The following is a 25,579-nucleotide window of genomic DNA, read 5'->3' on the forward strand; positions in this document are numbered from 1 at the left end:
TTAACAGAATTGTCATCACTGTACTAATCAACACATCTATTTGATATACTGATGATGGTATGTTTTAAAAAGGAAAATAAATGGAGGAAATACATGAGATTTAGAGAAGCACTATTATTGTTTGCTGGCGTTTGTATTATGGCGTTTGGTATTAGTTACTTTATTTATCGTTATATTTTCAAAAAGGATTTAAAAAATTGGAAACTCAACATCTTAATGATTGTCGTGACGACAGCGGGTGTCGGCCTATTCCTACCTTACTCAATTACTTATATTAAAGAGAAGAAGGGAATTGTCGATGAAGTCAATATTCAATATGTCAGCGGTAAAAAAGTCAAGAGTTACGCGAATGCTAAAGAACGCTTAATTTTACCGACTGCTTATGATTCAATTGAAAATACACATCCTTCTGTGATCAGCTTTCCTGAAAAATGGAATGGATACAAATATTGGATGGGGGTTACTTCATATCCGAAAGGTGTCGCAACTTACGAAAATCCACATATTTTTAAATCAAATGATTTAATTGAATGGGTACCTGATGAAAAGAATCCCTTGGATGAACCGAAGTCATCTAAATTTAACGGCCAAATTCCATTGCAATATGATTCAGATACAAATTTAATCTACAATAAAGAAGAAAACCGAATTGAACTATTTTGGCGTTTTGTTGATGACGTGAATAACGAGGTTGTCATCTATCGCATGGATTCAACCGATGGCAAAACGTGGTCTGATAAGCAAATCATTCATAAGGACAACCGCAAACAAAATGACTGGGTTTCACCAGCTTTTGTTAAAGATAAGAATGGCTATCAAGTTTGGTACGTGGCAAACGGCTATCGTATTTGGCATCGTACTAGTCCTGATGGTAAAAAATGGAGTCAGCCTACTGAAATTAAAATGGGATACTCAAATGCTGATCATATGAAACATTGGCATCTCGATGTTCAAAAGACTAATTTAGGTTACGAAGCTGTAGTTTCAGGTTTCAAAGGTGACAGTAAAGATAGCGCCGAACTTTTAACTGAACGTCATAAAATGAATGTTTATTACGGTAAATCAAAAGACGGTAAAAATTGGGATAAATTAACACCGATTATCTTCCCTTCTGGTGATAAACATCGTTATGATGGTAAAGGTCTTTATAAGAGTGCCCTACTAAAAACTAATGGCCAATACTATGTCTTTTATAGTGGTATCGGTTTTGATGATACTCGCGGCATTGGACTCGCATATGGTAAAGATATCTATAATTTAAGAGGGTTAAGTTATTCAAATACAACTGATTTGTTAGATCCTAACAAAAAAGACGAAAAAGAATATTATACAGATAGTCCTGATTAAACTCAAAAACACTCATGCTTGCATCAATTGATGCAAACACGAGTGTTTTTAATTTGCCATAGACTCTTTATCAATAAAAGGTCCCCCAACACTTTCATCAAAAAGAGGCTCGACTAATCTATATTTGACTGATCGACTACTTTATCTTCAAGTTAAACATTTACCATTTGATGCTATGACTTCTTGATACCAATTAAAAGAGGCTTTTTTCGTTCGATGGTAATCCCCACTCCCATCATCGTACTTATCAACATGAATAAAGCCATATCTTTTTTTCATCTCGCCAGTTGTTGCGCTGACAAGATCAATTGGCCCCCACATCAAGTAACCTAAGCAATCGACATGATCCTCTTCAATGGCTTTTTTCATCTGAATGAGATGTTGACGCAAGTAGTCAATCCGATAATCATCTTGAATTGACCCATCTTCTGCCAGAACATCTTCTGCACCCAAACCGTTTTCGGTAATCATAATCGGCAACCCATACTTACGGTAAGTATAGTTTAACAAATAGCGTAAACCAACTGGATCGATCGTCCAACCCCAATTTGATTTTTCCAAATATGGATTGGCTAGCCCACCAAAAAGTTTACTCTTTTCAGCATCTGTTCCTTCAAATTCTGCAACTGAAGAACCATAATAATTCATCCCAATAAAATCGAGCGTTCCATTCGTAAAAGCTTGCCTATCTTCTGTTGTCACTTCAATTTCAATACCTTGCGCTTGATATTCAGCCAGCTTATACTGCGGAAATGTACCATGACACATCGCATCAATTTGATAAAAATCGCGATCCATTTGCTGAAAAGCATTCATGACATAATCTGGCGAGCAATTATACGGATAGACTGGTTCAATGCCAAAGACGCAACCCATCTTAAAATGCGGATTAATTTTATGCCCCAGTTCAATCGCTTTGCAACTTGCTAGCGTCATGTTATAACCAATCGTCGCAAGTGTTTGGGCTTTGTTTTCAAGTTCTGAAAATTTTAAGCCTGCGATAATATAAGTAAAAATATCAGTCGCTTCCGTTTGCGGGTCGATATGATTCATCTCATTGAAAGTCACCCAGTAAGTCACACGATCCTTAAAACGTTCGAAGAGCACTTCGCAAAAATGTAAGTAAAAATCAATGACTTTACGATTGGTCCAAGAACCATAAGCGTGTACTAAATGAATTGGCATCTCAAAATGATAAAGTGTCACAATCGGTTCAATCTGATACTTTAATAAAGTATCAATCACATCAGAATAAAATTGCAGACCTTCTTCATTCGGCGTCTCTTCATCACCTTTTGGAAAAATACGTGACCAATCAATCGACAGTCGCAAGGCTTTAAAGCCCATCTCAGCAAAAAGTTGGATATCTTCTTCATATCGGCTATAAAAATCAATCCCAGTATGCGACGGATACATTTTATGAGGCTCAATTGTTTTTGTGATTTCTCTAGGATGATCGACTGAGCCAACCGTTACAAAGTCCATAATCGCAGGTCCCTTGCCTGAAACGTTCCACGCACCTTCACATTGATGTGCGGCGATACTGCCACCCCATAAAAAATTATCTCTTAACTGCATTTGATCCCTCCTTTCTCTACATCAATTCTATAAAACAACACTCAACATCGATGCTGATGTTAAAATATTATTAACTGTTGCCGGAATAACATCTAGAAAATCTGCCGTGTTAGTCACAACAACAATTACTGTTGGATCGTACCCAGCTGCTTTAATTTCATTAAAGTTTACTTGCGCAATTTTTTGCCCTTGTCTAATTTTCGCGCCTGATTCAACAAGCACTTCAAAACCTTGACCCTCTAATTCAACTGTATCAATTCCAATATGAATTAAGACTTCAACACCATTTTCATCACGCAAACCAATCGCATGTTTTGTATCAAAAACCATGACTACTTCACCATCAAATGGCGCGTAAATATCATCACCTGACGAAATAATACCGATGCCTTTTCCTAAAGCACCCGAAGAGAAGGCTTGATCTTTAATATCAGCCAATTGAACTAACTCACCATTTGCAACTGATGTGAGTGGAATACTACGCACCACTTCATCTGATACTTTAACTTCTTGCTTTGTATCAGCTTCAGATTCTTCTGGTTTAAACAAGAGATACGCAGCAATTGCAGACACAACAAACGAAATGATAACCGCCGTTACCATTAAAGCTAAGTTTTTAAAGTCACCATTGCCACCAATATATGATGGTAAACCGAATAAGCCCCATGCCATTGAATATGCTTTAACTCCTGTTAGACCAGCGAATAAACCACCTAAGCCACCACCAATCATCACAGCAATAAACGGACGACGGAATTTAACGAACACACCGTAAATTGCGGGCTCAGTCACACCTAGTACAGCAGATAAAGTTACGGTTCCAAATAATGATTTTTGCTTCACGTTACGCGCACGTAAGAAGTAACCTAACATCGCACCACCAACAGCAATATCCGAAATCGTACAACTTGAAATAAACGCTGGATCAAAGCCTTTATCCGCAAGTAATGTTGCCACCACCGGCATAATAAAATTCCCTGCACCTAAAAGAATGATAAAAGGTTGTAAAGCTGAATAAAGCATCATCACAAACCAAGAACCAATTGTATCCATTAAAAATGTAAAGAAGCCAATAATTCCTTCACCAATGTAAAACCCAACAGGGCCAAAAACTAATAATGTCATTGGTAGTGTGATTAACATTATAATCACAGGATTTAAAAAGTAACTTAACACTTCAGGTACAATTTTTTTAACCCATTTTGTGACTAGTCCCATAAACCAAACTGCAATTAATATGGGAATAAAGCTGTTCGCATAAGTAATTTCTGGTAAACCAATTCCAAAAATACTTAACCCTTTGACACCATTAATTTGTTCTGATAATAAGGTTGCTGCTAAGGCAACTGCCAAATAAGGTGAAGCGCCTAAACGTTTCGCACTCGACATTGCCATAAAAATAGGTAAGAAGAAAAAGACCGCGCCTCTTAAGGTATCAAGTATTTGATAAGTTGGGCTTTCTGGTGAAATCAAACCTGTTAATGAAATAATCGATAAGAATGCCGCTAATAACCCCGCACAAATAATCGGTTCTAAAATAGGGTTCATCGACTCCGACACAACATCAAAGATGGCCTTAACTACATTTTTCTTTTCTTTTGGTGTTTTTTGATCTTCAGTTAACCCTAACATTTCAATTAATTCCTGATAAACATCTTTGACATGTGTGCCAACAATGACTTGATACGCCACTTGGTTTGAGACTACGTCAATGACGCCATCCATTTCTTTTAACTTTTCTGTATCCGCTAAATCACGATCCACTAATGTAAATCTTAAACGCGTCATACAATGAACAACTGCTTTTATATTTTTTTTACCACCCACATGGCGGATAATATCCTGACAAAAATCTTGGTATTTCATGCTAACTAATCCCTTCTTTGGACCACACGATGGACGTGTAACATCAAGTATGTATATTCATCTTGCGTTAATTCTTGGTCATATTTTCCTAACACATAGATCGCGATTTTTTGAACAGCCTCAAATGCATCCGGATACAATGTTTTAACTTGTTCAAATAAAACTGACGATTCTTCTTGATAGTTTTCTTTTCGATGCAGGCGTTCAATAAAAAACTGCAGATGCGTAATTAAACGCGAATAATTTAAACTCGTTTCATCAAATTCAATATTAAAATGATACTTAATAATATTTAAAATATGTTTCAACGTTTTTAAATCACTATTTGTCTGCGTTAGAACAGCTTCATCAAATTGTTGATTGATAAAATGTAATGCAATTGAAACGGCTTCGTCTTCAGGAAATTCTATTGCATATTGTTTATGCAACAAATCTAGTCCATACATTCCAATTTCAAAATGTTTCGAATAGAATTTCTTAACATTCCACGTCAATGGACTCGAAATAAATTGTTCCTTTTTAGAGCGATCAATTGCGAAAGAAAGATGATCGACCAATGCTAAATAGATATAGTCGTTTAACGTTGTATTTAATTTGGTTTTACCAAAAGTCACAAGTTGATTCACTATCTCGATTAGTTGTTCGTCTGTCGCTTGAAGTAAATAACTAAAATGTTCTAGGCGATCTTCAGAATCTAAGACATAGACTTTTTCAATTTCAGCCTCTGTTATCGGTTGGCCAACCTTCTTTAAAAATGAGATTCCTTTTGAGTAGACAATAATTTCATTACCCCCACGATCAACTAAAGCAATATTATTATTTAAAATTTGACGAATTTTCATTGTGTCATCCATTCCTTTCCAAGAAAAAAACTCAGACTAACATAAAGAATAAAGAGCACTTTTCGTGTTCTTTCAAGTCCTTATGCTAATCTGAGTTCTGCCTGCTAATCAGTAACATAACTCTAAACCTAGCTACTGCGCTACGTTCATGTTTTTTTCTTAATTACATGTGACATTATACGATACAACCATTTTTTTGTAAACACTTACAGATTAATCTCGGCCGATTTAATCTAAAAACGGAGGATAGTTAGACTCTTAATTTTTTCTAAACAATTAAATTTTTTCAGGATTTAACCAGTGACAAAATGTCACTTTTGTTTTATACTCATAAAAAGTGACATTTTGTCACTGATGAATAAATATTAAAGGAGAACAATATAGTGACATTTTGTCACTGATAAATAAATATTAAAGGAGAACAATATCATGTTTTTAGCACTTAAAGAAATTAAATTTTCAAAATTAAAATATTCATTAATTATTGGCATTATTACACTCATTGCATACGCTGTTTTTATGCTTTCTGGTTTAGCCAACGGTTTGGCTGTTGAATTCAAACAAGCAATTGTTGATTGGAATGGCGAGCAAATCATTTTATCAGATGATAGTAATAAGAATCTTTCTGCTTCACAATTAACTGAGAAGAATCTTGAAGATGTCGCAGCAACAAAAAAAGCCCCTCTTTCAATCTACAACGGAGCGATCAAAAATAAGAACGACAAAATCAACATCATATTATTCGGAACATCCTCTGACGCGTTTATCCTACCGGAACTTTTAGAAGGACATCAACCAAACGAGGAACACGAAATTTCTATTTCTAAAAATTTAGCTGACCTAGGTTATAAAATTAACGACACCATTAAAATGGGCAAAGATAGTATTCCGATGAAAGTTGTCGGCATTTCGCCTACGACCTTTTATGCTGTGACACCGGTCATTTATTCTTCCATTGAAGATGCTAATACAATTAAATACGGTGAAAATTTTACGCCTCAAGATAACGAACAACCAATGAATGCCATTGTTACACAAGATAAGGCTACTAAAATCAATTCGAGTGCCACACCGGATTTAGCCAAATTGACAATTGAGAACTTTATTGAAAGTCTGCCTGGGTATGCTGAACAAAATTTAACCTTGAATGCGATGATTTACTTTTTATTTGTGATTGTGACTACCATTATCGGTATTTTCATGTACGTGCTAACTCTTCAAAATGCTAGCATCTTTGGCGTCATGAAAGCTCAAGGTATTTCAAACGGCTTTATTATCAATGCCTTAATTAAACAATCATTACTTGTCGGATTATTTGGTATTTCACTTGGTTTTGCTATCGCCTACATCACTAGTTTGATTTTACCAAGTACAATGCCGTTTGAAGTGCCACTTCAGCTTTGGAGTATCTATAGTCTAGTCTTATTACTCGTCACAGTACTGGGTAGTATCTTCTCAATCCGTACCATCACAAACGTTGATCCTATGAAAGCAATTGGAGGTTAGAAATATGAAAGATATGTTAAAAATGACTAACATTACAAAAACATTTAAACAAGGTAATCAAGAAATTCACGCGCTAAAAAATATCAATTTTTCAGTTAAACAAGGTGAATTCATCAGTATTATTGGTCCTTCTGGTTCTGGAAAAAGCACCTTTTTGACAATTTCAGGAGGTTTGCAAAGCCCGACTACTGGAGATATCGCAATCAATAATACTTCTTTTACAAACTTATCCGAAAAAAAACGCGCGACTTTACGCTTTAAAGAAATTGGCTTTATTCTTCAAGCTTCTAATCTAATTCCATTTTTGACGATCAAAGAACAATTTCTTTTAGTCGAAAAAGTGAACAAAGCCAAAAATCCAACTGAAAAAATCGAGAACCTATTACGTTCTTTAGATATTTTGGATTTACAAAATAAATACCCAAAAGATTTATCTGGTGGTGAACGCCAACGTGTTGCCATCGCTCGAGCTCTTTACAATGAGCCTAGTTTGATTTTAGCCGATGAACCCACTGCAAGTTTGGACACAGAGCACGCTTTTGAAGTTGTAAAGTTACTTGTTAAAGAAGCGCATGAAAAAAACAAAGCCACCGTCATGGTCACACATGACAAAAGAATGATTCAATGGAGTGACCGCGTTTTTGAGATGTATGATGGTGAACTTATCGAGATCTTCGACTTTCAAAAAGAAGCATAACCTCCTCTATTTTATGTTAGAATAATAGCAATTAATAAATTCTATTAGCCTAGCTGAAAGGTGTGACATTTATGCCTCATGAAACTTTTTTAAACTTACCTGATCACAAGAAACAAGTGATTGATGACATCCTGCTGACGACATTTTTTGACCAGCCAATTAGTCAGGTCAAAGTCTCACAAATCGTAAGCGATATGAAAATGTCGCGTGGTGCTTTTTATAAATATTTTGACGACTTAGAGGATGCTTATTCCTATACAATCAATAAGTACGCCCTCATCATTCATCAAGATATTTTAACGTATATTAACCGCGATAAAACACAATTTTTTGAAGGTATTGAAGAGTATCTCATTTGGTGTAGTGAACTCGATCATGAAAGTGAATATTGGAAAAGTTTGCGCCTATTAAGTGAATCTAATGACCTATCTGCTTATAAAAGATTCCAAATCGATATTGATTCACCTTTGATTACTAAGTGGACGGATACCTTAACAGCAAGCAATATTGAGATGAATAGTCATGATGAAGCGGTTGCTTTCTTATATTTCATTATGGAATTGGTCATGAATGCTTTAACTGGATACATCGCCAATGATTGGACTACTGAAGAACTGATTACAGACTATCGTTTCCGTGTTAAATGGATATTAAATGGTATTAAATAAAAAGAAAACGAGGTAAGTCGAAAATGACTTACCTCGTTTATTAGTATAATTTACGTCGCTAATGCCTATAGTATTAACACACTCGCGACCAGAACAATTAAGATTAAAATGACCGTCATGACAAGTAGTTTCATAACAAATTTCAGCCACTTATCAAAACCTATATTAACCATTGCAAGTGAAACTAGGATTAAACCAGTTGGTGCGATTAAACCAATCAGTCCTTGACCCCAGTTATACGCATTAATAATAATTGAACGATCAATTCCAACAACATCTGCTAATGGTGCCATGATTGGCATAGACAGTACCGCCAAACCAGATGAAGATTGGATAAACAGACCTAAAATACAGTAAACAAAGAATAATACAATGATAAATAGAACATTATTCATATCACTAATTAAGTTACTAAAGAAGTTCATGATTGTATCACTTACGAAACTAGTTTCCATTACAATCCCTACAGAACGAGCAATACCTACTGTAAATGCTACGCCGAGTAATTCACCCGCACCTGTTACGAAACTATCTACGAAGACGGTTTCTTTCAATCCAGATGTTAGAGCTAGGATGTAAAGCACTGCCAAGAAGACAACTGTGATTTCAGTGAAGTACCAACCAAGTTGTTGTACCCCATAAATCATCACAAGGAAACCACCAGCAAAAATGAGTAAAGTAATCTTTTGGCGTAATGTAAATTTGCCATCTTTATCTTTATCAATTTTAAATTGTTCTAAGTTTTTATCATTCATTTCTTCTACTACTAAAGATTCACTTGGATTTTTTCTAACACGTTCGGCATAACGAATAGTGTAGAACATAGATAATCCAACTGATAATACCCACATGATAACTCTGACTGGCATACCATCAGTAAAACTGATTCCAGCCGCGTTAGATGCAATTACCGTCGAGAACGGATTAATTGTTGAACTCATTGACCCTATCGCCGAACCTAGATAAATTGTGGCGACCGCGGTCAGTGTATCGTAACCCGCGATTAAGAAGATTGGCACTAAAATCGGATAGAAGGCTAATGTTTCTTCAGCAAGTCCAAATGTTGACCCACCAAGAGCAATTAAGCCCATGATAATAATAATTAACCATTTTTGTTTGCCATCTAATTTTTCTGACAGTCTTAAGATTCCGGCATTCATTGCACCAGTAGAGTTTACTACACCTAAAACCCCACCAATCACTAAGATAAATACCATAATATCCACACTGTCTAGTAACCCTTGAACTTGTGAATTCAAGAATTGTAAAACGGTACCGACAACGCCCCGTTTTGGTTTTGGAATTTCTTTGTAGCTATCTGGAATTGCAACTGGTTTATAAAGTGTGCCGTCCTTAAATTTATCAATTGAAATATTAATTTTATATTTCTTAAGGACTTCTTGTGTTGCAGGTTCCGAAGTTGTCTTGTCTTTTGAATCAGTAATAACAAATTCGTCTTTTGAGTCATTATAGCTTAATGTACTGTACTTACCTGATGGAATAACAAATGTTAGTGCTTGAACTAATAGTAATACAATAATAATAACGGTGTACGCGGTAGGAAACTGAAATTTTTTCTTCTCTTTCATTTTGAATTCTCCATTTTTAGTTTATTTTTACGCTACCCATAAAAAACTATAAAGATTACTTCGAATGAAATCACCTCACCCTAATCACATTTTTAACCGATAAAAATGTATCCGCTTCCATGCTGTCATCAGTCAAACTGACACAAATTAATCAATTAGGAATTATATAAATATAACCTAAGTATATTACAAAACAAAACAGATGCAAATGAACTTTAAAGTTATCTAACAACCATTTTAAAATACTAAGATTTCAAAAAGAATTAGCTAAGTTTATTTTAATAATTCGGTAAAGATATACTCATGTATGTTCTGAACTGAAGTATTCATAAAAATATTGGCTACACAGAGAAATGTCACTCTTTTTTAACAAATAAAGCGACCCAATCAAAACGTTACTCACATTTTGATTGGATCGCTGTGACGCTATTGCATATTACTTAGAATACTTCCCTTGAAATGACTGGATTATCGGGATTTTCGGAGCAGAGGTTCGGTCACAAGTCAATCTCGCGATTAAATTAAAAACCAATTTATTCGCAAGCTCGCCTTGTGACTCACCTCCAAACGCTCCAAAAATCACCTAATTTATCGGGATTATTTTGGCTGAGATTCGGCATTAAGCTAATCCGTTTATTCAGGCAAAAATCGCCTGATTAACCGGATTGTCTTACTGCTCATCTCAGAACGCCAAAATAATCACCTAATGATTCAAACAATACATGATTAATCTTTTGTAGTCTAAATACTCTGTTGAGAGCAGGAATTCTTCTAGGTCTTTTTTTTCTTTTGATATCACGATACTATCTGCTTCATTTAAGACATGATCTTTTAAAATATAGATTCGATCTGATAGTTTGATGGCTTCTTCAATATCATGTGTGATAAAAATTGTCGTTAAATTTAATTTACGATGAATATTTAAATACCATTCATGAATTTCATCTTTAGTAAATGTGTCAAGTGCACTGAAAGGCTCGTCTAAAAGAATCAATTCTGACGAAAAGAGATAAGTTCTTAAAAGAGCGACACGTTGGCGCATTCCTCCTGAAAGTTCATTCGGATAGGTCTGACTTATACCATGCAAGCCAAATTGATCAAGAAGTTCACTTGCTTGAACCAATGCCTCTTTTTTAGGAACGCCTTTTAGAATTAAAGGCAACGCAACATTCACGCCCACTGTCTTGTATGGTAACAACAAATCTTTTTGTAGCATATAGGACACATGTCCGGGTGATTTGATTATTGATTGACCATTCAGTAAGATGTCACCTGATGAGGGTTGTAGCAAACCCGCAATGATATTAAATAGTGTTGATTTACCTGCACCACTCGGACCTAAAATACTTACAATCTCATTTTTTTGAACGGTAAAATTTACATGCTCTAAAACTTTTTTCTCTGAAAAGTGTTGACTGATATCTTTGACTTCTAAAATGGTGATCACTCTCCTAAATACTGATTGGTAAATCCGGTATCTTTTGGAATGGCCTGTTCAACTAAATTTTCATCACCTAGCCATTGATAAAATGCATTCCAGCGTTCTGGATCAATATAGCCCCAACGCTTTTCATCTGCTTTATATTGTGCTACCATCCACTTTTGACTTTTCTTAACTAAGTCGGCATTAATTTCTGGCACGTGTTCAATTAAAATTTCACTTGCTTGATCAGGATTTTCAATGGCATCCTCATAGCCTTTAGCTGTCGCAGTAAGAAAGTCTTTCGCCGTCTTTTCATTATCTTTTAAGAATTTTTCATTCGAGATAATGACTGGTGTATAATAGTCAAATTTCGGATTTAAATCTTTAAAGTAAAACATATCAACAGGTACTTTATCAATTTCGGACATGATACCGCCCCAACCATAAAAGACCCACAAACTATCTACTTGTTTTTGTTTTAAAGCCATCGCTTCATCGACAATCGTATTCGGGACAAGTTTTACTTTATCAAAATCAGCACCATCTTTTTTCATCACATCTTTAATCATTGCCTGTTCGACTGGTGAATCCCAGGTTGCATAGACTTTTCCTTCCATGCCTTTCGGTTGATTCATGCCTTCACCTTTGCGAGACATAATGCCTGATGTATTATGTTGCAAAATAGTTGCTACTGCGGTAATTGGCAATGGCTTTTTAGTTGCAAAATTGGGCGCCATTGAATCTTGGGCTGTAATTCCAAAATCTGCTTTACCATTTGCCACAATCATGCTCGCACTATCATCTGATGGTTGGACAATCTCAACATCCAGTCCCATTTCCTGATAATAGCCTTTTTCTTTGGCAACATATAATCCGGTATGATTAGTATTAGGCGTCCAATCTAAAACAAAAGTTATCTTTTTTAAATCTTTTTCTTTAGTTTCATCCTTCTTTGGTGTTGCTGAACAACCTACTAATAGTAAACTACTTACTGCAACGAAAACAATCGATTTAAAGTTCATAATTCCTCCTAAATATTTTCCTGTTTCTGCCAAGGCATACAGATTTTTTCTAACACGTTGACTACCGCCATTAACAATAAGCTAATGATTGAAATCAAAAATATAACAGCAAACATTTTATCAAAATGATATGATTTTCTAACCCTTGTCATATAGACGCCTAACCCTTCAAATCCACCTAACCATTCTGAAATAACGGCACCCACTACCGCATAAGTGACGGCTATCCTAAGTGATGCAAAAAAATTGCCTAAACTTGCGGGTAGTTTGATATGCCAAAAAATCTGCTTGTGACTTGCTCCCATTGATCGCAAAAGGTTAATTTCATCAGGATCAATTGACATAAAGCCATTTAACATTCCCACTGAAACTGGGAAAAATATTGTAATTGTAATCAGGACCACTTTAGGTAAGATGCCATAGCCAAACCAAATCGTGAGTAATGGCGCAATCGCTACCGTTGGCACAGTTTGCGTTAATATCAAAAGTGGATAAATACTTTTCTTAACTTTGGTAAAACGGTCCATCACGATGGCCGTTAAGACACCTAAACTGACACCACTCAGTAGTCCTAATAAAGCTTCAAATAATGTAATTTTCGAGTGAAACATTAATAAATTAAAATCAGAGATAAACGCTTGAATAACTTGAATTGGGGAAGGAAGCATAAATTCTGGAACTAACGCTAGTGAACTGGCAAGTTGCCATATAGCGAGTAATCCTAAAACCGTTAATACTGGTTGAATACTATTGCTGATGTTTTTTTGTTTTTTGCTCAATGCTTAAAACATCTCCCTCAGGCTTGTAAGCAATTTTGACATATGCCGATACTGATTCAGCTCCTGCTCTAATCGCAATTTTTTGACATTCTTTAACGATGTCCATTAGTACATCATATTCACCTTCAATTGTTGTTTCGAAAGCACCTACTTGATAACTTAATCCTGTGCTTTTAATATAAGCGATAACTTCGTCAACTACACGAATCACTTCTGATTCTCCATCTACTTTTGGTAATACTTGAATTGCAATACTTGATTCCATTTTTTCTTCCTCCTAAATTGTTCAAAATGTGAGCCGGTCTAAGTTATTAGCTCAGCGCATAAAAAAAAACATTTTCTCCCCAAGAGAAAATGTCTTTTACAGCTCAAAAAACGTGACATGCTTCCCTACGATGGTATCAACCAACAGGTTCTAAGGGTCAGGTTTTACCTTCTCAACACCGAAGTGTCCCCCCGCAATACAAAACTATTCAATTTTATTAATTCTTAACTTCAAAACAATTAAAGCCAAGAGCTCGATACACAGAGTATAAGCAATATTCGAATAAAGCACAAGTGAAATCGCTTTAAATTAATTTAATCCTTTATTTTTTGTGAAAAAATAGTTTCAACTTCTTAAATTATTTGAAGTTGAAACTATTAATAACTAGGCGTATCTCACTAGCCTAGTTACAAATATTTTTAACTGCGCTAACAATATCTTTCGCTGTCATACCATATTGTTCTTTTAGATAGTCTGCTTTACCCACTTGGCCAAATTTTTCTTTAACACCTAACCGTTTTAATCTTTGTGGATATTCTTCAACTAAAACTTCAGATACTGCTGAGCCAATACCACCAATGATACTGTGATTATCAACGGTCACAATTGGGCCTTTTTTAGCTGCTTCAATTACCATCTCAGTATTAATTGGTTTGATATTAAACAACTCAATAACACTGACATCCATACCTTCTTTTTCAAGTGTTGCTGCTGCATCCATACACTCCGGTAATAAGAATCCTGAACTGATAATCGTTGCCTGATTTCCAGATGCTAACTCACGATAACCCAAATTTAAATCACTTGGCTTTTCAGTTAGTTTTGGTGCTGCTTTTCTCATTGTTCGAATATAATAAAGTCCTTTATTTTCATAACAATGATGTAATATTTTTCTAAATTGATCCGGCTCTGATACTTCATAAATTGTAATATTTGGAATAACACGCATTAAAGCTAAGTCTTCAAAAGACATATGCGTACCACCATTCATCTCCGCTGTAACACCAACATCTGATCCCACTAAAATCGCATGATTTTGAGCATAAGCTAATGAAACAAAAACTTGATCAAAACAACGACGTGTCACAAAAGGAACAAACGTATGTACAAAAGGAATATGTCCCGTAACGGATAACCCCGCCGCTGCTCCTACTTCTTGCGCCTCCATGATGCCAATGTTAAGATAACGCTCTTGAAGCACCTCTTTCAAATTAGCTGTTGACATTGAACTAGATAAATCAGCTTCTAACACAACCACACGTTCATCTTTTTCAGCTAACTCTCTTACTGTATCTGCATAGACTTGACGTAATTCAGTCATTAAATTGCCCCCTACCCTTTTAATTTTACTTCTAATGATGCGACAGCTTCTTCTAACTGAGTCATCATTTCTGCACTTGGACGTAAGTGGTGATTACTTGCAGCATTTGCGACAGCATCGATGCCATAACCTTTAACAGTATCTAAAACAATCACTGTGGCACTTTCATTGTTTAATTTTGCTTTTTTAATAGCTGACTCAATTTCATAAACATCATGACCATTCACTCGGAATGATTCAAGTCCAAAGGCCTGCATTTTTTTAACAAAGTCCATTGATTTATTGATATCTTCAGTAAAACCATCTAATTGCTTTTTATTATCATCAACAAAAATGATTAAGTTTGATAATTTTCGATGATTTGCAAATTGAATGGCTTCCCAACATTGCCCTTCATTCAATTCACCATCGCCAACAATACAATAAGTATAGTTCTCTAAACCTTTTAGCTTATTACCGTATGCAATACCAGTTGCTGCAGATAATCCTTGTGCTAATGAACCCGTTGTCATATCTACACCATTCGTTAAATTTTTATCCGGATGAGACGGTAGTGTTGTACCGTTATTGTTTAATGACATTAACGTTTCTTCTGAAATATATCCTTTTAAAAAGAGCGATGCATATAATCCAGGTCCAGCATGACCTTTAGATAAAACAAAGTAGTCACGGTCTTCTTTTTGTGGATTATCTACGTCAATATTCATTTCATTTCCATAAAGTACGGCTAATGTTTCAACAATTGAGAGACTGCCACCATAATGGCCAAATCCCATATTATTTAATTCTTTCATTGTATAAAGTCTAATTTGATCTGCAAATTTTTGTAAATCCAAATATAACACCTCATCTTATTTTTTTGCGATAAATTGGGAAATAACGTGACAAATGTACATATGACAATCTTCGACAATTCCATAATTTTCCGATGGAATTGAAATAGCTAAATCAGAACCTGACTTTAATTCATTCGCTTGGCTGTTTGTGATTGAGACTGTTATCATTTTTTGGCTTTCCCCAAAAGCTTGAGCTTTAAGTAAATTTTTTGAGTTTCCCGAGACTGATAAAGAAATCAGAAGATCTCCTGGATTACTTAACACTTTCAACTGTTCCATAAAAATATCGTCGTATTGCGTATCATTTCCATAAGCTGTTATGGTTGGAATATTGTCTGCTAAAGAATAAAATCTTGATTTTACTTTCGGACGTTGAAAGCTGACCCCTTTATTAAAATCACAAACCCAATGTGAAGCAGAGGCTGCGCTACCGCCATTTCCAATAATAAAAATATTACGCTCTTTTGCAAAAGTTTCTTCTAATAATCTACACAGTTGTTCTAATTTTTCTACGTCAATATTTGCTAATGTTTCTTGAAATTCATTCTGATAAAGCGAGACGAACTCTTTTAACATGCAATACTCCTTTCAAGATCTTCTTATTCGGTTTTTATGCTTCTACTTTTTCTTTTTTCGATCCAGATCTAATAGCAGAAAATACAAGATAAACAACTAAGACACCTAACAAGCCGTAAATACCAGCTTTATCAAAGAACTTACCTAAATAACCGATAATAATTCCAACACCTGCGAAGTCAGCATCACCAAATGTAGAGTTAGCAAAGCCTAATTCTCCCATCAATGGAAGCAAGAATGCTGGCAAGAATATTAAAGCAGCACCATTAAAGATACAACCAATAATTGTTCCTCTTAGTCCACCTGTCGCATTTGAAAGAACACCGGCACCTGCACCTACGAAAAAGAGTGGAATCAAACCAGGGATAATCATTGGTAAGTCGGTCATTGCTAAGATTAAGAAAGCAATCACACCTCCAACTACTGATGAAAGAAAACCAATCAAGACTGCGTTTGGTGCAAACGGGAAAATAACAGGTACGTCTAACGCTGGTGTTGCATTAGGTACTAATTTATCTGAAATACCTTTAAATGCAGGTACTATTTCAGCTAACATCATACGTACACCTTGTAATACAATAACAAATCCAGCTGTAAATTTAAGAGCTTGCATTAAAGCAAACATCACGATATTGTCGCCACCAGATAGTTTTAAAATGACACTCGCATCAGCGAATAAAAATGTTATAACATAAATAACAATCATTACAATTGCAGTTGAAATTGTATTATCACGGAAAAAGCTTAACTGTTCTGGTACTTTGATATCTTCTGTCGATTTACTCTTATCTCCAGTAACGCCACTGATTAAAGCTGATAAACTATATGTGATGGCATTAAAGTGTCCCATCGCAATATCGTCATTTCCAGTAACTTTTCGATAAAACGGTTGCACAATTGCTGGTGAGATAGCCATCACCGCACCTAAAAAAATTGATCCTACAACGACTAATTCAGCACCTTTAAAACCAATTGTTCCCAAAACAGCTGCTAATAACGCTGACATAAACAACACGTGGTGACCTGATAAGAATATATATTTTAATTTTGTAAAACGTGCAATGATAATGTTAAAAACAAAACCAAAAGCCATAATTAAAGCCATTTCACGACCCAACATATTCTCTGCAACACCAATTACGGCCTCGTTTGCTGGAATAACGCCTTGAATATGGAAAGCACTTTCAAAAGCTGGCCCTAATGTATCTAGTGCCGCTGCAATAATACCGCCACCTTCAGATAGAATTAAGAAACCAATAACCGTTTTTAAAGTACCCGTTAATACTTTTGAAAATGGTTTTTTTAAAGCAACTAATCCGATTAATGCTATTAAACCAATAATAATAGCTGGTTGGTTAAAAAAACTATAAATAAAGTTCATTATTAAACACCCTCACTTTTTATTTATTTAAGTATTTTGTTAATTCTGTTGACAATTCTTCTTTATTGATAACATTCGTAATAAAAATTTTATCTACGTTTACATCTTCCAGTTGGCTTTGCAAGCCAGTTGTTGAGATGATTAAATCAGCATCGGTTCCTTTTGCTGAACCAAGATCACAAACTTCTACATCTGCGTCAACACCCATACTACTCAAAAGACTATCCACATTCATTTTTAAAATTAAACTTGAACCTGAACCCATTCCACACACCGTTAATATTTTCATTTTCTTTCCTCTTTCCTATTTGAATTTAGCTGCCACTAATTGTTTTTCAACTTCTTGTAAAATTGAGTGATTCATCGTCATGGCATATTCTTCGGATAAATCAGAATCCTTTGGTGTAATACAAATACTGTAGTCACAATACTGTTTTAAGCTGCCACCCTCATTGCCTAAAAAACCAATGATTGTCATTTTATTTTCTTGTGCTTTCTTTGCTGCCTGAACTAAATTTGGTGAATGAGCACTTGAACTTAGTACAATTAGAATGTCACCTTCATTGCCTAATCCCTCAACTTGACGAGCAAAAACTTCCTCATAACCATAATCATTGCCTGTGGCCGTCATCACTGATGGATCTACTGTTAATGTAATGGCTGCATAAGCACCACGTTCAATTTTATATCGACCGACAATATCACCCGTAATGTGTTGCGCATTTGCAGCACTTCCACCATTACCTGCTGAAAGTACTTTGCCACCATTTTTAATTGAATTTACAATAACGTCTGCAATTTCTTGCATCTTATATAACGTATTCTCATCGACACTCTCTAATAATTCGATACGTTTTTTGATTCCTGATAACATAATCATCCTCCTATAATTTAGTAATTAAATGAAGCATATCTTTTTTGGTAATTCCCTCATCGTACGCAACCTTTAAAAAGTCTTCATTTCCAAGCAATTCCATTAATTCAGAAAGCGCTTTTAAATGTGTCGATTGATCAGTTGCAGCTAATGTAATCACAACTTTGACTGGATCATTAGCTTCATGATTAAATTTAATTTCATTTTTTAATGTAATTAAACTAAAGCCTACTTTATTCACACCATCAGTTGAACTTGCATGAGCTAACGCGATATGTGGCGTAATCACAATATACGAACCGTATTTTTTTACAGAATTTACCATCGCTTCAACATAGCTTTCTTCAATAGAACCTGTATCAACTAAAATTTCACCACTTTTTCTAACTGCATCCTCCCAATCTGAGGCCTCAACATTTATTTTGATTGTTTCTTCAGTCAATAACTCTTTTAACACTGGACTCCACTCCTCTTGATCTTTTGTATCTCTTGTAATAATACGAACCAATTCAAGATACACTTGTTCGATTGAATCGCTAGCTTCTAAATATTCATCAATAATTGCTTCCACTTCTTTATAAGAAGGTATTTTTAGAGTTGGTAAATTATAGCGACCAATTATTTCTTTTTTTAATTTTTGTTTTTCAAAATTTGATAAAAAATTCGAGATAATATAAACAGTTTTTTGTGTATGAACTGGAATAGTTGAAAAAATGATGTCATAGTCATTTGGATTAATATCTTTAAAATTACTCAATGAACTAGCTTTTGAGAACTGTATAGAAGGAAACATCTCTTCTAATTCATTCTTTAGCAAGACCGAGGAAGTTGTTCCATTAGGACATAAAATGATAGCTTTTAAAATCCGATAGGGTTCTTTTTGCTTTTGTAAATAAGATTCGATAATAGCTACTAAATAGCCAATTTCAGTTTGACTAATCTCTTTACCCAATTCCATTTCAACTGGTAATAGTGCTTCTTTAATCACATTATTTAAAGATTCATTTTCTTCAGCAATCTTTTTAATTAATTCATTTTCTAAAAAATAAAAATATTTTTCACGATAAAGCATCGAAATCGAATGGTTCTTTAAGCGAGTCATAATCATTTTGTTTTTGAATAAATCAATACCTGAAATAATATTAAACATTTTTATGAATTCGTTAAAAACAACGTCAAAGTTATTCTTATTTTCGACCATTTGTTCTTGGGAAATTGATGCAAACAATAACGATACATAATTAAGTTCTTGATTGTTCTCAAATAATGGTGCATACATTTTGCTAAACTCAAGATATTTTTTATTTGGCATGTAGTGCGTGTGTATCGCTATTAATTCATCATTTTTTAGTGTTTTAACGCGTAAATGTGTGGCTAAAATAAAAATAATGATTTCAGAAATTTGTCCGGTCATCACATTTACTTTTTTTTCTTTTAACACACTATGTGTTTCAACGAGCCAATACTGGAACTCTTCCTGCGTAATACCAATTTTATCTAACAGTATCTTTTTTAAATCTAATTCCTTATATAGAACAAAAATATAATGAAGCGCATACTTTCTAATTGATAATTCATCTCCGACTAAGACATAACCATCTTTTCGATAATATTCAACTTTTACTGATTCTAGATCATTGTTTAACTTTTTTATATCTGCAATAACAGTATTTCGACTAACATCTAATGCATCTTGTAATTCTAAAATTGAATATGATTCTTTTTGAATATAAACAATTAAGTAGAGTAACATTTTACGATAATCATCAAGTAAAACATAACTACTACTAAAATCTAACAATAAATTCTCAATATCAATTTTATTCAAATCAAAATTATCCAAACCAACTGTTTCTTGAGACGAAAGTAAAAATTCAGCATTTATTTTATCAATATTTTGAGTGAGTCTTTTTTTGCCTAAACCTGTTAAAAGTGTTAATTCTTCTGCTGTTAAAAGATGAGTAACTGTTTTTTCTGTAAATAAGCGAATTATCTCTTTATCCAACACTATTCATACCTCCTATATTCAGAATACAAGTAAGCGCTTTTCCATTCAATTCAAATAGAATCCAAAAAATTGAAAGCGTATTCGCAATAATTGTACTCACGAATTCAAATTATGCTTAATTTGATCTAAATGATACAAATTATGCTATCTATATTTAGTTAGAATCACAAGGTTAACGGCTTTCAGAGAATAAAACATGGACATTAATCCAAAAATAGTCTAACTACTAAAGTTCGAATTTTATTGACGCTAACTCACTTGTATGCTACGCTTACAAAAATATAAAGTTAGGTTGTGACTATATGCATATTTCAAAAAACGATGTTGTTCTTTCTTTTATTTCATTAACAGAAAAAATTGCCAACAGCAAAATGAATACCCTTGATTTTGGTAGTCCTGAGATGACTTTTTATCGTGGCGAAATTCATATGATAAAAATCATTGGTGACTATCCAGGGATTTATTCTTCTGAGTTGGCACGTCAACTAGGTATCACGCGTGCTGTTGTTCATCGCACGGTTACTAAGCTTGAAAATAGAAAGATGATTGTAAAAAAAAGTGATGCGAAGGATCATAAGAAAATGAAACTTTATCTAACATCACTAGGTCAAAAGGCTTATCAGTATCATGAAGATTATCACCAAAAACATGACCAGCAACTTTTTGACTATTTAGATACCTTATCAACAGATGATTTAGTTGTTGTTGATGGTTTTCTAAAACACGCAACTGGATTAATTGATAATCACGCTTAACACAAAAAAATAGAATCATATAATGGAGACATAAAAAATGTTAACTTACTTATTAGGAATTATTATCCTAGGACTTTGCGTGGGACTCGTATCCGGCATGTTTGGGATTGGTGGTGGTGGTATTATTATCCCTGCTTTACTGCCACTTTTACCACTGATTAGCGTACCTAAAACGGAATTAATGTTCATGGCGATGGGGACGTCGTTTGCGACCATGATTGTTAGTACATCTGTTACAGCCTACAATCATTATCTGAAACAAAATATTAATTTTATAGCAATCAAATACTTCTTACCTATAATGTTGATAACTGTTTTACTAACAAGTCGAGTTGTCACAGCAATTAATCAAAATTTTCTTAAACTGTTCTTCTCTTTATTTTTAGTTTACTTTGGCATCAGCATGTTACGTAAAAGTAAACAACCTCATTCGGAAAATGATCAGTTAACGCAATCGACGACTGGAAAAAATGCACTCGTAGCTGTTGGTATTGGACTTATTGCAACATTAGGTGGGGTATCTGGAGCTGGCATGATTGTTCCTTTTCTTAACAAAATTGGTTTACCAATGAAAAAAGCAATTGGGACAGCTTCATTTTGTGGTGTTTTTCTCACACTCTTTGCAACAGTTGGTTTTATTGTAAGTGGCTTATCGCAACCCAATCTTCCATCCTACTCATTAGGTTACATTCACTTACCAACAGTCAGCATCCTATCACTCTTTTCAATTCCCATGTCAAAAGTAGGGGTTAACATTATGAGTAAACTCTCAGAGCGAAAATTGAAACAGTCATTTGCCATTTTTTTAATTGTGCTTAGTTTATACATGGCAGCAATTGCATTAAAGACATTCATATAAAAAAATCAGCTTGAACATCCATAATGCCTACGATGTTCAAGCTGATTTTTTATTTGCTATTCAATTTTTGATAAACTAATTTATTCTTAAATAATAATTTAACAATTACATAATTCAAAAGCAATAATATTAAGAATGTTATACCTACCACAACTAATCCATCATGATAATTCAACGCGCCTTTTAGGTATCCAGTTGTACCACCACCTGTTATAATATTTCCTATATCAACATAGCTAAAAAACAGATTTGGAATTAATCTTGGATATTTTTCAACGTACTTCACACTGAACTTACCAGCTAAAGTTAACAACATCACAATTGACAAAATAAAAACATAACTATTAGAAAAATACGACAACAATAAACTTAACAGACCAAAACATAAAAACACTCCCAACACAATAATGAATGCTTGAATTAAAAACTGGTTGGTTGAAATAATATCGATTTCTTTTAATTCGTTAAAAGTAAGAACCGGATAGTTACCGATTCCTACGCCGTTTTTTATTGCCATACCACCTAAAATAATACACAAGAGTAAAATAGTATTGAGACAGAAAGCGGCAACATTAATAAAATATTTTGTCGCAAAAATTTTGAAAAAATTTTTTGGTGAATTAGCGAGTATAATAAAATTATCACGTCGATAATCAAGAGTTATAAAATACGCTACTTGAATACTCCCCAAGATGAAAAATACTAGAATAAACTGAGTATTTCCAAACAATTGCTGCAGATAATTTAAACTCCCTAATTTTTTATTATCATCCGGCAAACGCTTAAGGTCTTTTTTTATTAAATCATCGAGTAACAACACACTCGCTTCAGAATGAACAATATCAAAACCTATTGCACTACCACCTTCTTCTTCTTTCAACTGCTTTTTTTTATACTCTAGTTCAGCCTTCAACGCTTCTTTTTCATTTTTTTCATATCTTTTCGCTAAGATTGCTTCAATAAGTTCAGCATTTTTTTCACTATCTCGAATCAATTCACTTTTTTGAGGCTCTTCTAAACTTGCATCATTCTTTAAGGCAGTCATATTTTTTTGAATCATTTGTAAATTTGATTCATATATCATTGTATCTACATAATCTGTGTTTCCCGAATTAAAAAACATAGGAAGCAACATGAGAATTCCTAACAATATCATAGAATTAAGTATCGTTTTATCGCGATAGATTTTTAATAATTCAAATTTAAGCATTTAGATCAGCTCCCTTATAATAGCATTGCTGATAAGCATAAATCAATTCTTCATAATCCAATGGCGCTTTCATTAATTTTCCATTGATTAGAAAATAGATAGTGTCACAAATTTTTCTAATTTCAAATATATTGTGTGACGATAATAGAATTGTTTTCCCCTGTTGTTTCATTTCAATTAATACCTGTGACACATGCGCGACATTTTGAATATCCAAGCCATTTAATATTTCGTCGTATATCAAAACATCAGCACCGCTCGCAATTGAAGTGGCCAGCAATACTTTTTGTTTCATACCTAAAGACATTTTGTTAATCTTTTTATTCTGATAATCACTGATACCAACGCGCTCCGAAATTTGACTAATTTGGCAGTCCTTTCCCCATAGTTTAGTGATCATTTTCATATTTTCTGTCGCAGTAAAATTTTGAAATAATTGTTCGTGTTTCTCAATAAAAAAGATATTCTTGTTGAAATTTTGACGTTCTTTACTGTCAAACGAATTGACCTTAATCTTACCTGATTGGATTGGTATTGTATTTGAAATTGCGCGAAATAAGGTGGTCTTTCCCATACCGTTTGGAGCTAAAATGCAAGTGATTGTTTGAGGTTGCAAATCTAAATCGAGTTCATTAATAATTTTATGCTTATTTATTGCAACAGATAACTTCTCTATTTGAACACTTTTTTCATTTGTCATTTTCGTCACTCCTTGTATATTAAGTATACCATTTACAAAAAAAGAACTCACGTTAATCCGTATATTTGTTTTAAAATAAAGATGAGTCTAAAATAGGATTATCTGATACTTCATAAAAGGATAGGTGATAATATTATGAAACGAAGTAAAGAAAAGTTAATATTTATTGAGGATATTAAACAACTGATGAAGAACTTGGAGTATGTCTGAAAACTTTTAATATTGTAGAAAATACGGCTATTTTTATCAAAATTTCGAAAAAGGTTCAAACGATTTATCCTATTTATATTGGGAACGGGTTTATTTAAGCCATCATGAAGCTCTTCCTTTTATGATTTAGGTTAGTTACACTGATAGAAACAACTAGTAAGGTGGTACATTATGAAAATTATTATTTCACCGACAAAACAAATGGTGAATGAAAACGAAGCATTCCTACCCAAAACTGAACCCATTTTTATTGAGCAAGCACAAATGATTCTGAAAAAACTAAAAACACTGTCATATGATGAAGCTAAAGCCCTTTGGAAATGCAGTGATAAACTAGCGCAAGAAAATCACCAACGCATCAAAGAGGCAAATTTAAGCGAAAACACAGCACCAGCAATCATGAGCTACAAAGGATTACAATATCAATATATGGCACCCGATATTTTAACAGAACCGGCATTGGACTATCTTCAAGACCATGTTCGGATTCTATCCGGTCTCTACGGCGTCTTAAAACCATTTGACGGCATTGTGCCTTATCGTCTTGAAATGCAAGCACTATTAGAAGTTGATAAGGCGCAACATCTCTACGAATTTTGGGCCGATAAAATCTATAACGAATTAAATTTTGACGATGGACCTGTCATTAATTTAGCTTCAAAAGAGTATTCCAAGGCCATTCAACCATTCTTGAAAAAAGATGACCAATTTATTGAAATTTCTTTTGCTCAAATGATTCACGATAAACTAAAAGTAAAAGCCACACCAGCCAAAATCGCTCGTGGCGAAATGGTCCGCTACCTGGCAGAAAACCAAATCAAAACACTCGAAGACATCAAAAACTTCGACCACCCAGACTACAACTACTCAGAAGAACACTCCACCCCCAAAAAAATGGTATTTATACACAAGGTGGTGCAGTAGGCGCTTTGAGATGAGCGATAAGACAATCCTGATAATTAGGCGCATTTTGCCTAAATATCAGGATTAGCTTATTGCCGAATCTCAGCCTACGGAACCCCGTCTATCACAAGGTAGTTCTGTGAGCGCTTTGGACTGAGCAGTAAGATAAGCATACGAAACTGGTGGTTCTTACCAGATTCGGATGATTAGCTTAGTGCCGAACTCCAGCTCACAGCACCCCGACTATCAAAGTGCTACACTAAGCGTTTTAAACTAAGCAGTAATCAAAATAATTAAGCCATTTTTATTCAAAATCAGCTTTCACTCCATACAAAAAAGGCACTCCTCACGGAATGCCTTTTTA

24 protein-coding genes and 1 riboswitch are annotated in these 25,579 nt (G+C 34.3%); of the genes, 7 read left to right on the forward strand and 17 right to left on the reverse strand.

Going from position 1 to position 25,579, the window contains the following annotated elements:
* Nucleotides 1-93 precede the first annotated feature (93 nt).
* On the forward strand, nucleotides 94-1,347 hold the full coding sequence (locus tag ESZ54_RS08090) for an exo-alpha-sialidase (RefSeq protein ID WP_136137161.1): 1,254 nt from the start codon (nucleotides 94-96) through the stop codon (nucleotides 1,345-1,347).
* Between the two features lie 147 nt (nucleotides 1,348-1,494).
* On the opposite strand, the gene ESZ54_RS08095 is transcribed toward ESZ54_RS08090, so the two are convergent.
* From ESZ54_RS08095 to ESZ54_RS08105, 3 genes are read right to left on the reverse strand one after another with little or no spacing between them, the layout of a single operon-like run.
* The gene (locus tag ESZ54_RS08095) at nucleotides 1,495-2,925 is read right to left on the reverse strand and encodes a family 1 glycosylhydrolase (RefSeq protein ID WP_136137162.1); all 1,431 of its coding nucleotides are present in this window, start codon (nucleotides 2,923-2,925) and stop codon (nucleotides 1,495-1,497) included.
* A gap of 27 nt (nucleotides 2,926-2,952) precedes the next feature.
* A complete protein-coding gene (locus ESZ54_RS08100; RefSeq protein WP_136137163.1) occupies nucleotides 2,953-4,791 on the reverse strand; it encodes a beta-glucoside-specific PTS transporter subunit IIABC in 1,839 nt (612 codons plus the stop codon).
* 5 nt (nucleotides 4,792-4,796) lie between these two features.
* Nucleotides 4,797-5,633: a PRD domain-containing protein gene (locus tag ESZ54_RS08105; RefSeq protein ID WP_136137275.1), complete on the reverse strand. Its 837-nt coding sequence runs from the start codon at nucleotides 5,631-5,633 to the stop codon at nucleotides 4,797-4,799.
* A 429-nt stretch (nucleotides 5,634-6,062) separates the two neighbouring features.
* Here ESZ54_RS08105 and ESZ54_RS08110 point away from each other — a divergent pair, with 429 nt between their 5' ends.
* From ESZ54_RS08110 to ESZ54_RS08120, 3 genes are all read left to right on the forward strand, one after another.
* Entirely contained in the window at nucleotides 6,063-7,139 is a 1,077-nt protein-coding gene (locus ESZ54_RS08110; protein WP_136137164.1) for an ABC transporter permease, read from the forward strand.
* A gap of 4 nt (nucleotides 7,140-7,143) precedes the next feature.
* Entirely contained in the window at nucleotides 7,144-7,836 is a 693-nt protein-coding gene (locus ESZ54_RS08115) for an ABC transporter ATP-binding protein (protein WP_136137165.1), read from the forward strand.
* A 71-nt stretch (nucleotides 7,837-7,907) separates the two neighbouring features.
* A complete protein-coding gene (locus ESZ54_RS08120) occupies nucleotides 7,908-8,504 on the forward strand; it encodes a TetR/AcrR family transcriptional regulator (RefSeq protein WP_136137166.1) in 597 nt (198 codons plus the stop codon).
* Nucleotides 8,505-8,569: 65 nt separating this feature from the next.
* Here ESZ54_RS08120 and ESZ54_RS08125 read toward each other — a convergent pair whose 3' ends face one another.
* From ESZ54_RS08125 to ESZ54_RS08180, 12 genes are all read right to left on the reverse strand, one after another.
* Nucleotides 8,570-10,093, reverse strand: coding sequence for a YfcC family protein (locus ESZ54_RS08125; RefSeq protein WP_136137167.1), 1,524 nt, complete (start codon nucleotides 10,091-10,093; stop codon nucleotides 8,570-8,572).
* A gap of 703 nt (nucleotides 10,094-10,796) precedes the next feature.
* Nucleotides 10,797-11,537 (reverse strand): ABC transporter ATP-binding protein, encoded by a 741-nt coding sequence (locus ESZ54_RS08130; RefSeq protein WP_136137276.1) that lies wholly within the window; start codon nucleotides 11,535-11,537, stop codon nucleotides 10,797-10,799.
* Nucleotides 11,537-12,538 carry an ABC transporter substrate-binding protein gene (locus tag ESZ54_RS08135; protein WP_136137168.1) on the reverse strand — a complete coding sequence of 334 codons (1,002 nt, stop codon included), beginning with the start codon at nucleotides 12,536-12,538 and terminating at the stop codon, nucleotides 11,537-11,539. The genes ESZ54_RS08130 and ESZ54_RS08135 overlap by 1 nt, the downstream gene beginning before the upstream one ends.
* An 8-nt stretch (nucleotides 12,539-12,546) precedes the next feature.
* Entirely contained in the window at nucleotides 12,547-13,317 is a 771-nt protein-coding gene (locus ESZ54_RS08140; RefSeq protein WP_136137169.1) for an ABC transporter permease, read from the reverse strand.
* Entirely contained in the window at nucleotides 13,286-13,582 is a 297-nt protein-coding gene (locus ESZ54_RS08145) for a thiamine-binding protein (RefSeq protein ID WP_136137170.1), read from the reverse strand. The genes ESZ54_RS08140 and ESZ54_RS08145 overlap by 32 nt, the downstream gene beginning before the upstream one ends.
* Nucleotides 13,583-13,686: 104 nt before the next feature.
* A riboswitch (TPP riboswitch) is annotated at nucleotides 13,687-13,785 on the reverse strand.
* A gap of 200 nt (nucleotides 13,786-13,985) precedes the next feature.
* The gene (locus ESZ54_RS08150) at nucleotides 13,986-14,903 is read right to left on the reverse strand and encodes a transketolase family protein (protein WP_136137171.1); all 918 of its coding nucleotides are present in this window, start codon (nucleotides 14,901-14,903) and stop codon (nucleotides 13,986-13,988) included.
* Nucleotides 14,904-14,914: 11 nt separating this feature from the next.
* A complete protein-coding gene (locus ESZ54_RS08155) occupies nucleotides 14,915-15,697 on the reverse strand; it encodes a transketolase (protein ID WP_239433785.1) in 783 nt (260 codons plus the stop codon).
* A gap of 57 nt (nucleotides 15,698-15,754) precedes the next feature.
* Complete coding sequence (locus ESZ54_RS08160; protein ID WP_136137173.1) at nucleotides 15,755-16,315, reverse strand: SIS domain-containing protein; 561 nt, start codon at nucleotides 16,313-16,315, stop codon at nucleotides 15,755-15,757.
* A gap of 34 nt (nucleotides 16,316-16,349) precedes the next feature.
* Complete coding sequence (locus tag ESZ54_RS08165; RefSeq protein ID WP_136137174.1) at nucleotides 16,350-17,696, reverse strand: PTS ascorbate transporter subunit IIC; 1,347 nt, start codon at nucleotides 17,694-17,696, stop codon at nucleotides 16,350-16,352.
* Nucleotides 17,697-17,715: 19 nt separating this feature from the next.
* Entirely contained in the window at nucleotides 17,716-17,985 is a 270-nt protein-coding gene (locus ESZ54_RS08170; RefSeq protein WP_136137175.1) for a PTS sugar transporter subunit IIB, read from the reverse strand.
* Between the two features lie 15 nt (nucleotides 17,986-18,000).
* Nucleotides 18,001-18,570, reverse strand: coding sequence for a D-sedoheptulose-7-phosphate isomerase (locus ESZ54_RS08175; protein WP_239433778.1), 570 nt, complete (start codon nucleotides 18,568-18,570; stop codon nucleotides 18,001-18,003).
* A gap of 10 nt (nucleotides 18,571-18,580) precedes the next feature.
* Entirely contained in the window at nucleotides 18,581-20,575 is a 1,995-nt protein-coding gene (locus ESZ54_RS08180) for a BglG family transcription antiterminator (protein ID WP_162615136.1), read from the reverse strand.
* Nucleotides 20,576-20,880: 305 nt separating this feature from the next.
* On the opposite strand from ESZ54_RS08180, the gene ESZ54_RS08185 reads away from it, so the two are divergent.
* Both ESZ54_RS08185 and ESZ54_RS08190 read left to right on the forward strand, forming a co-directional pair.
* Nucleotides 20,881-21,333, forward strand: coding sequence for a MarR family winged helix-turn-helix transcriptional regulator (locus tag ESZ54_RS08185; protein ID WP_136137178.1), 453 nt, complete (start codon nucleotides 20,881-20,883; stop codon nucleotides 21,331-21,333).
* 37 nt (nucleotides 21,334-21,370) lie between these two features.
* A complete protein-coding gene (locus ESZ54_RS08190; protein WP_136137179.1) occupies nucleotides 21,371-22,192 on the forward strand; it encodes a sulfite exporter TauE/SafE family protein in 822 nt (273 codons plus the stop codon).
* A gap of 49 nt (nucleotides 22,193-22,241) precedes the next feature.
* On the opposite strand, the gene ESZ54_RS08195 is transcribed toward ESZ54_RS08190, so the two are convergent.
* Both ESZ54_RS08195 and ESZ54_RS08200 read right to left on the reverse strand, forming a co-directional pair.
* The gene (locus ESZ54_RS08195; RefSeq protein WP_136137180.1) at nucleotides 22,242-23,402 is read right to left on the reverse strand and encodes a hypothetical protein; all 1,161 of its coding nucleotides are present in this window, start codon (nucleotides 23,400-23,402) and stop codon (nucleotides 22,242-22,244) included.
* Nucleotides 23,395-24,102, reverse strand: a complete 708-nt coding sequence (locus ESZ54_RS08200; protein ID WP_136137181.1) for an ATP-binding cassette domain-containing protein — start codon at nucleotides 24,100-24,102, stop codon at nucleotides 23,395-23,397. The genes ESZ54_RS08195 and ESZ54_RS08200 overlap by 8 nt, the downstream gene beginning before the upstream one ends.
* Before the next feature lie 381 nt (nucleotides 24,103-24,483).
* On the opposite strand from ESZ54_RS08200, the gene yaaA reads away from it, so the two are divergent.
* Complete coding sequence (gene yaaA / locus ESZ54_RS08205) at nucleotides 24,484-25,236, forward strand: peroxide stress protein YaaA (protein WP_136137182.1); 753 nt, start codon at nucleotides 24,484-24,486, stop codon at nucleotides 25,234-25,236.
* Nucleotides 25,237-25,579 lie beyond the last annotated feature (343 nt).

Source organism: Vagococcus silagei (assembly GCF_004795745.1).
GTDB classification, from domain to species: domain Bacteria; phylum Bacillota; class Bacilli; order Lactobacillales; family Vagococcaceae; genus Vagococcus; species Vagococcus silagei.

Coding starts and splice junctions, on each gene's coding strand:
- ESZ54_RS08195 (WP_136137180.1), bottom strand. CDS start 23,402: ATGCTTAAATTTGAATTATTAAAAATCTATCGCGATAAAACGATACTT.
- ESZ54_RS08190 (WP_136137179.1), top strand. CDS start 21,371: ATGTTAACTTACTTATTAGGAATTATTATCCTAGGACTTTGCGTGGGA.
- ESZ54_RS08165 (WP_136137174.1), bottom strand. CDS start 17,696: ATGAACTTTATTTATAGTTTTTTTAACCAACCAGCTATTATTATTGGT.
- ESZ54_RS08135 (WP_136137168.1), bottom strand. CDS start 12,538: ATGAACTTTAAATCGATTGTTTTCGTTGCAGTAAGTAGTTTACTATTA.
- ESZ54_RS08090 (WP_136137161.1), top strand. CDS start 94: ATGAGATTTAGAGAAGCACTATTATTGTTTGCTGGCGTTTGTATTATG.
- ESZ54_RS08150 (WP_136137171.1), bottom strand. CDS start 14,903: ATGACTGAATTACGTCAAGTCTATGCAGATACAGTAAGAGAGTTAGCT.
- ESZ54_RS08125 (WP_136137167.1), bottom strand. CDS start 10,093: ATGAAAGAGAAGAAAAAATTTCAGTTTCCTACCGCGTACACCGTTATT.
- ESZ54_RS08170 (WP_136137175.1), bottom strand. CDS start 17,985: ATGAAAATATTAACGGTGTGTGGAATGGGTTCAGGTTCAAGTTTAATT.
- yaaA (WP_136137182.1), top strand. CDS start 24,484: ATGAAAATTATTATTTCACCGACAAAACAAATGGTGAATGAAAACGAA.
- ESZ54_RS08110 (WP_136137164.1), top strand. CDS start 6,063: ATGTTTTTAGCACTTAAAGAAATTAAATTTTCAAAATTAAAATATTCA.
- ESZ54_RS08095 (WP_136137162.1), bottom strand. CDS start 2,925: ATGCAGTTAAGAGATAATTTTTTATGGGGTGGCAGTATCGCCGCACAT.
- ESZ54_RS08145 (WP_136137170.1), bottom strand. CDS start 13,582: ATGGAATCAAGTATTGCAATTCAAGTATTACCAAAAGTAGATGGAGAA.
- ESZ54_RS08105 (WP_136137275.1), bottom strand. CDS start 5,633: ATGAAAATTCGTCAAATTTTAAATAATAATATTGCTTTAGTTGATCGT.
- ESZ54_RS08185 (WP_136137178.1), top strand. CDS start 20,881: ATGCATATTTCAAAAAACGATGTTGTTCTTTCTTTTATTTCATTAACA.
- ESZ54_RS08155 (WP_239433785.1), bottom strand. CDS start 15,697: ATGAAAGAATTAAATAATATGGGATTTGGCCATTATGGTGGCAGTCTC.
- ESZ54_RS08100 (WP_136137163.1), bottom strand. CDS start 4,791: ATGAAATACCAAGATTTTTGTCAGGATATTATCCGCCATGTGGGTGGT.
- ESZ54_RS08160 (WP_136137173.1), bottom strand. CDS start 16,315: ATGTTAAAAGAGTTCGTCTCGCTTTATCAGAATGAATTTCAAGAAACA.
- ESZ54_RS08115 (WP_136137165.1), top strand. CDS start 7,144: ATGAAAGATATGTTAAAAATGACTAACATTACAAAAACATTTAAACAA.
- ESZ54_RS08175 (WP_239433778.1), bottom strand. CDS start 18,570: ATGTTATCAGGAATCAAAAAACGTATCGAATTATTAGAGAGTGTCGAT.
- ESZ54_RS08200 (WP_136137181.1), bottom strand. CDS start 24,102: ATGACAAATGAAAAAAGTGTTCAAATAGAGAAGTTATCTGTTGCAATA.
- ESZ54_RS08120 (WP_136137166.1), top strand. CDS start 7,908: ATGCCTCATGAAACTTTTTTAAACTTACCTGATCACAAGAAACAAGTG.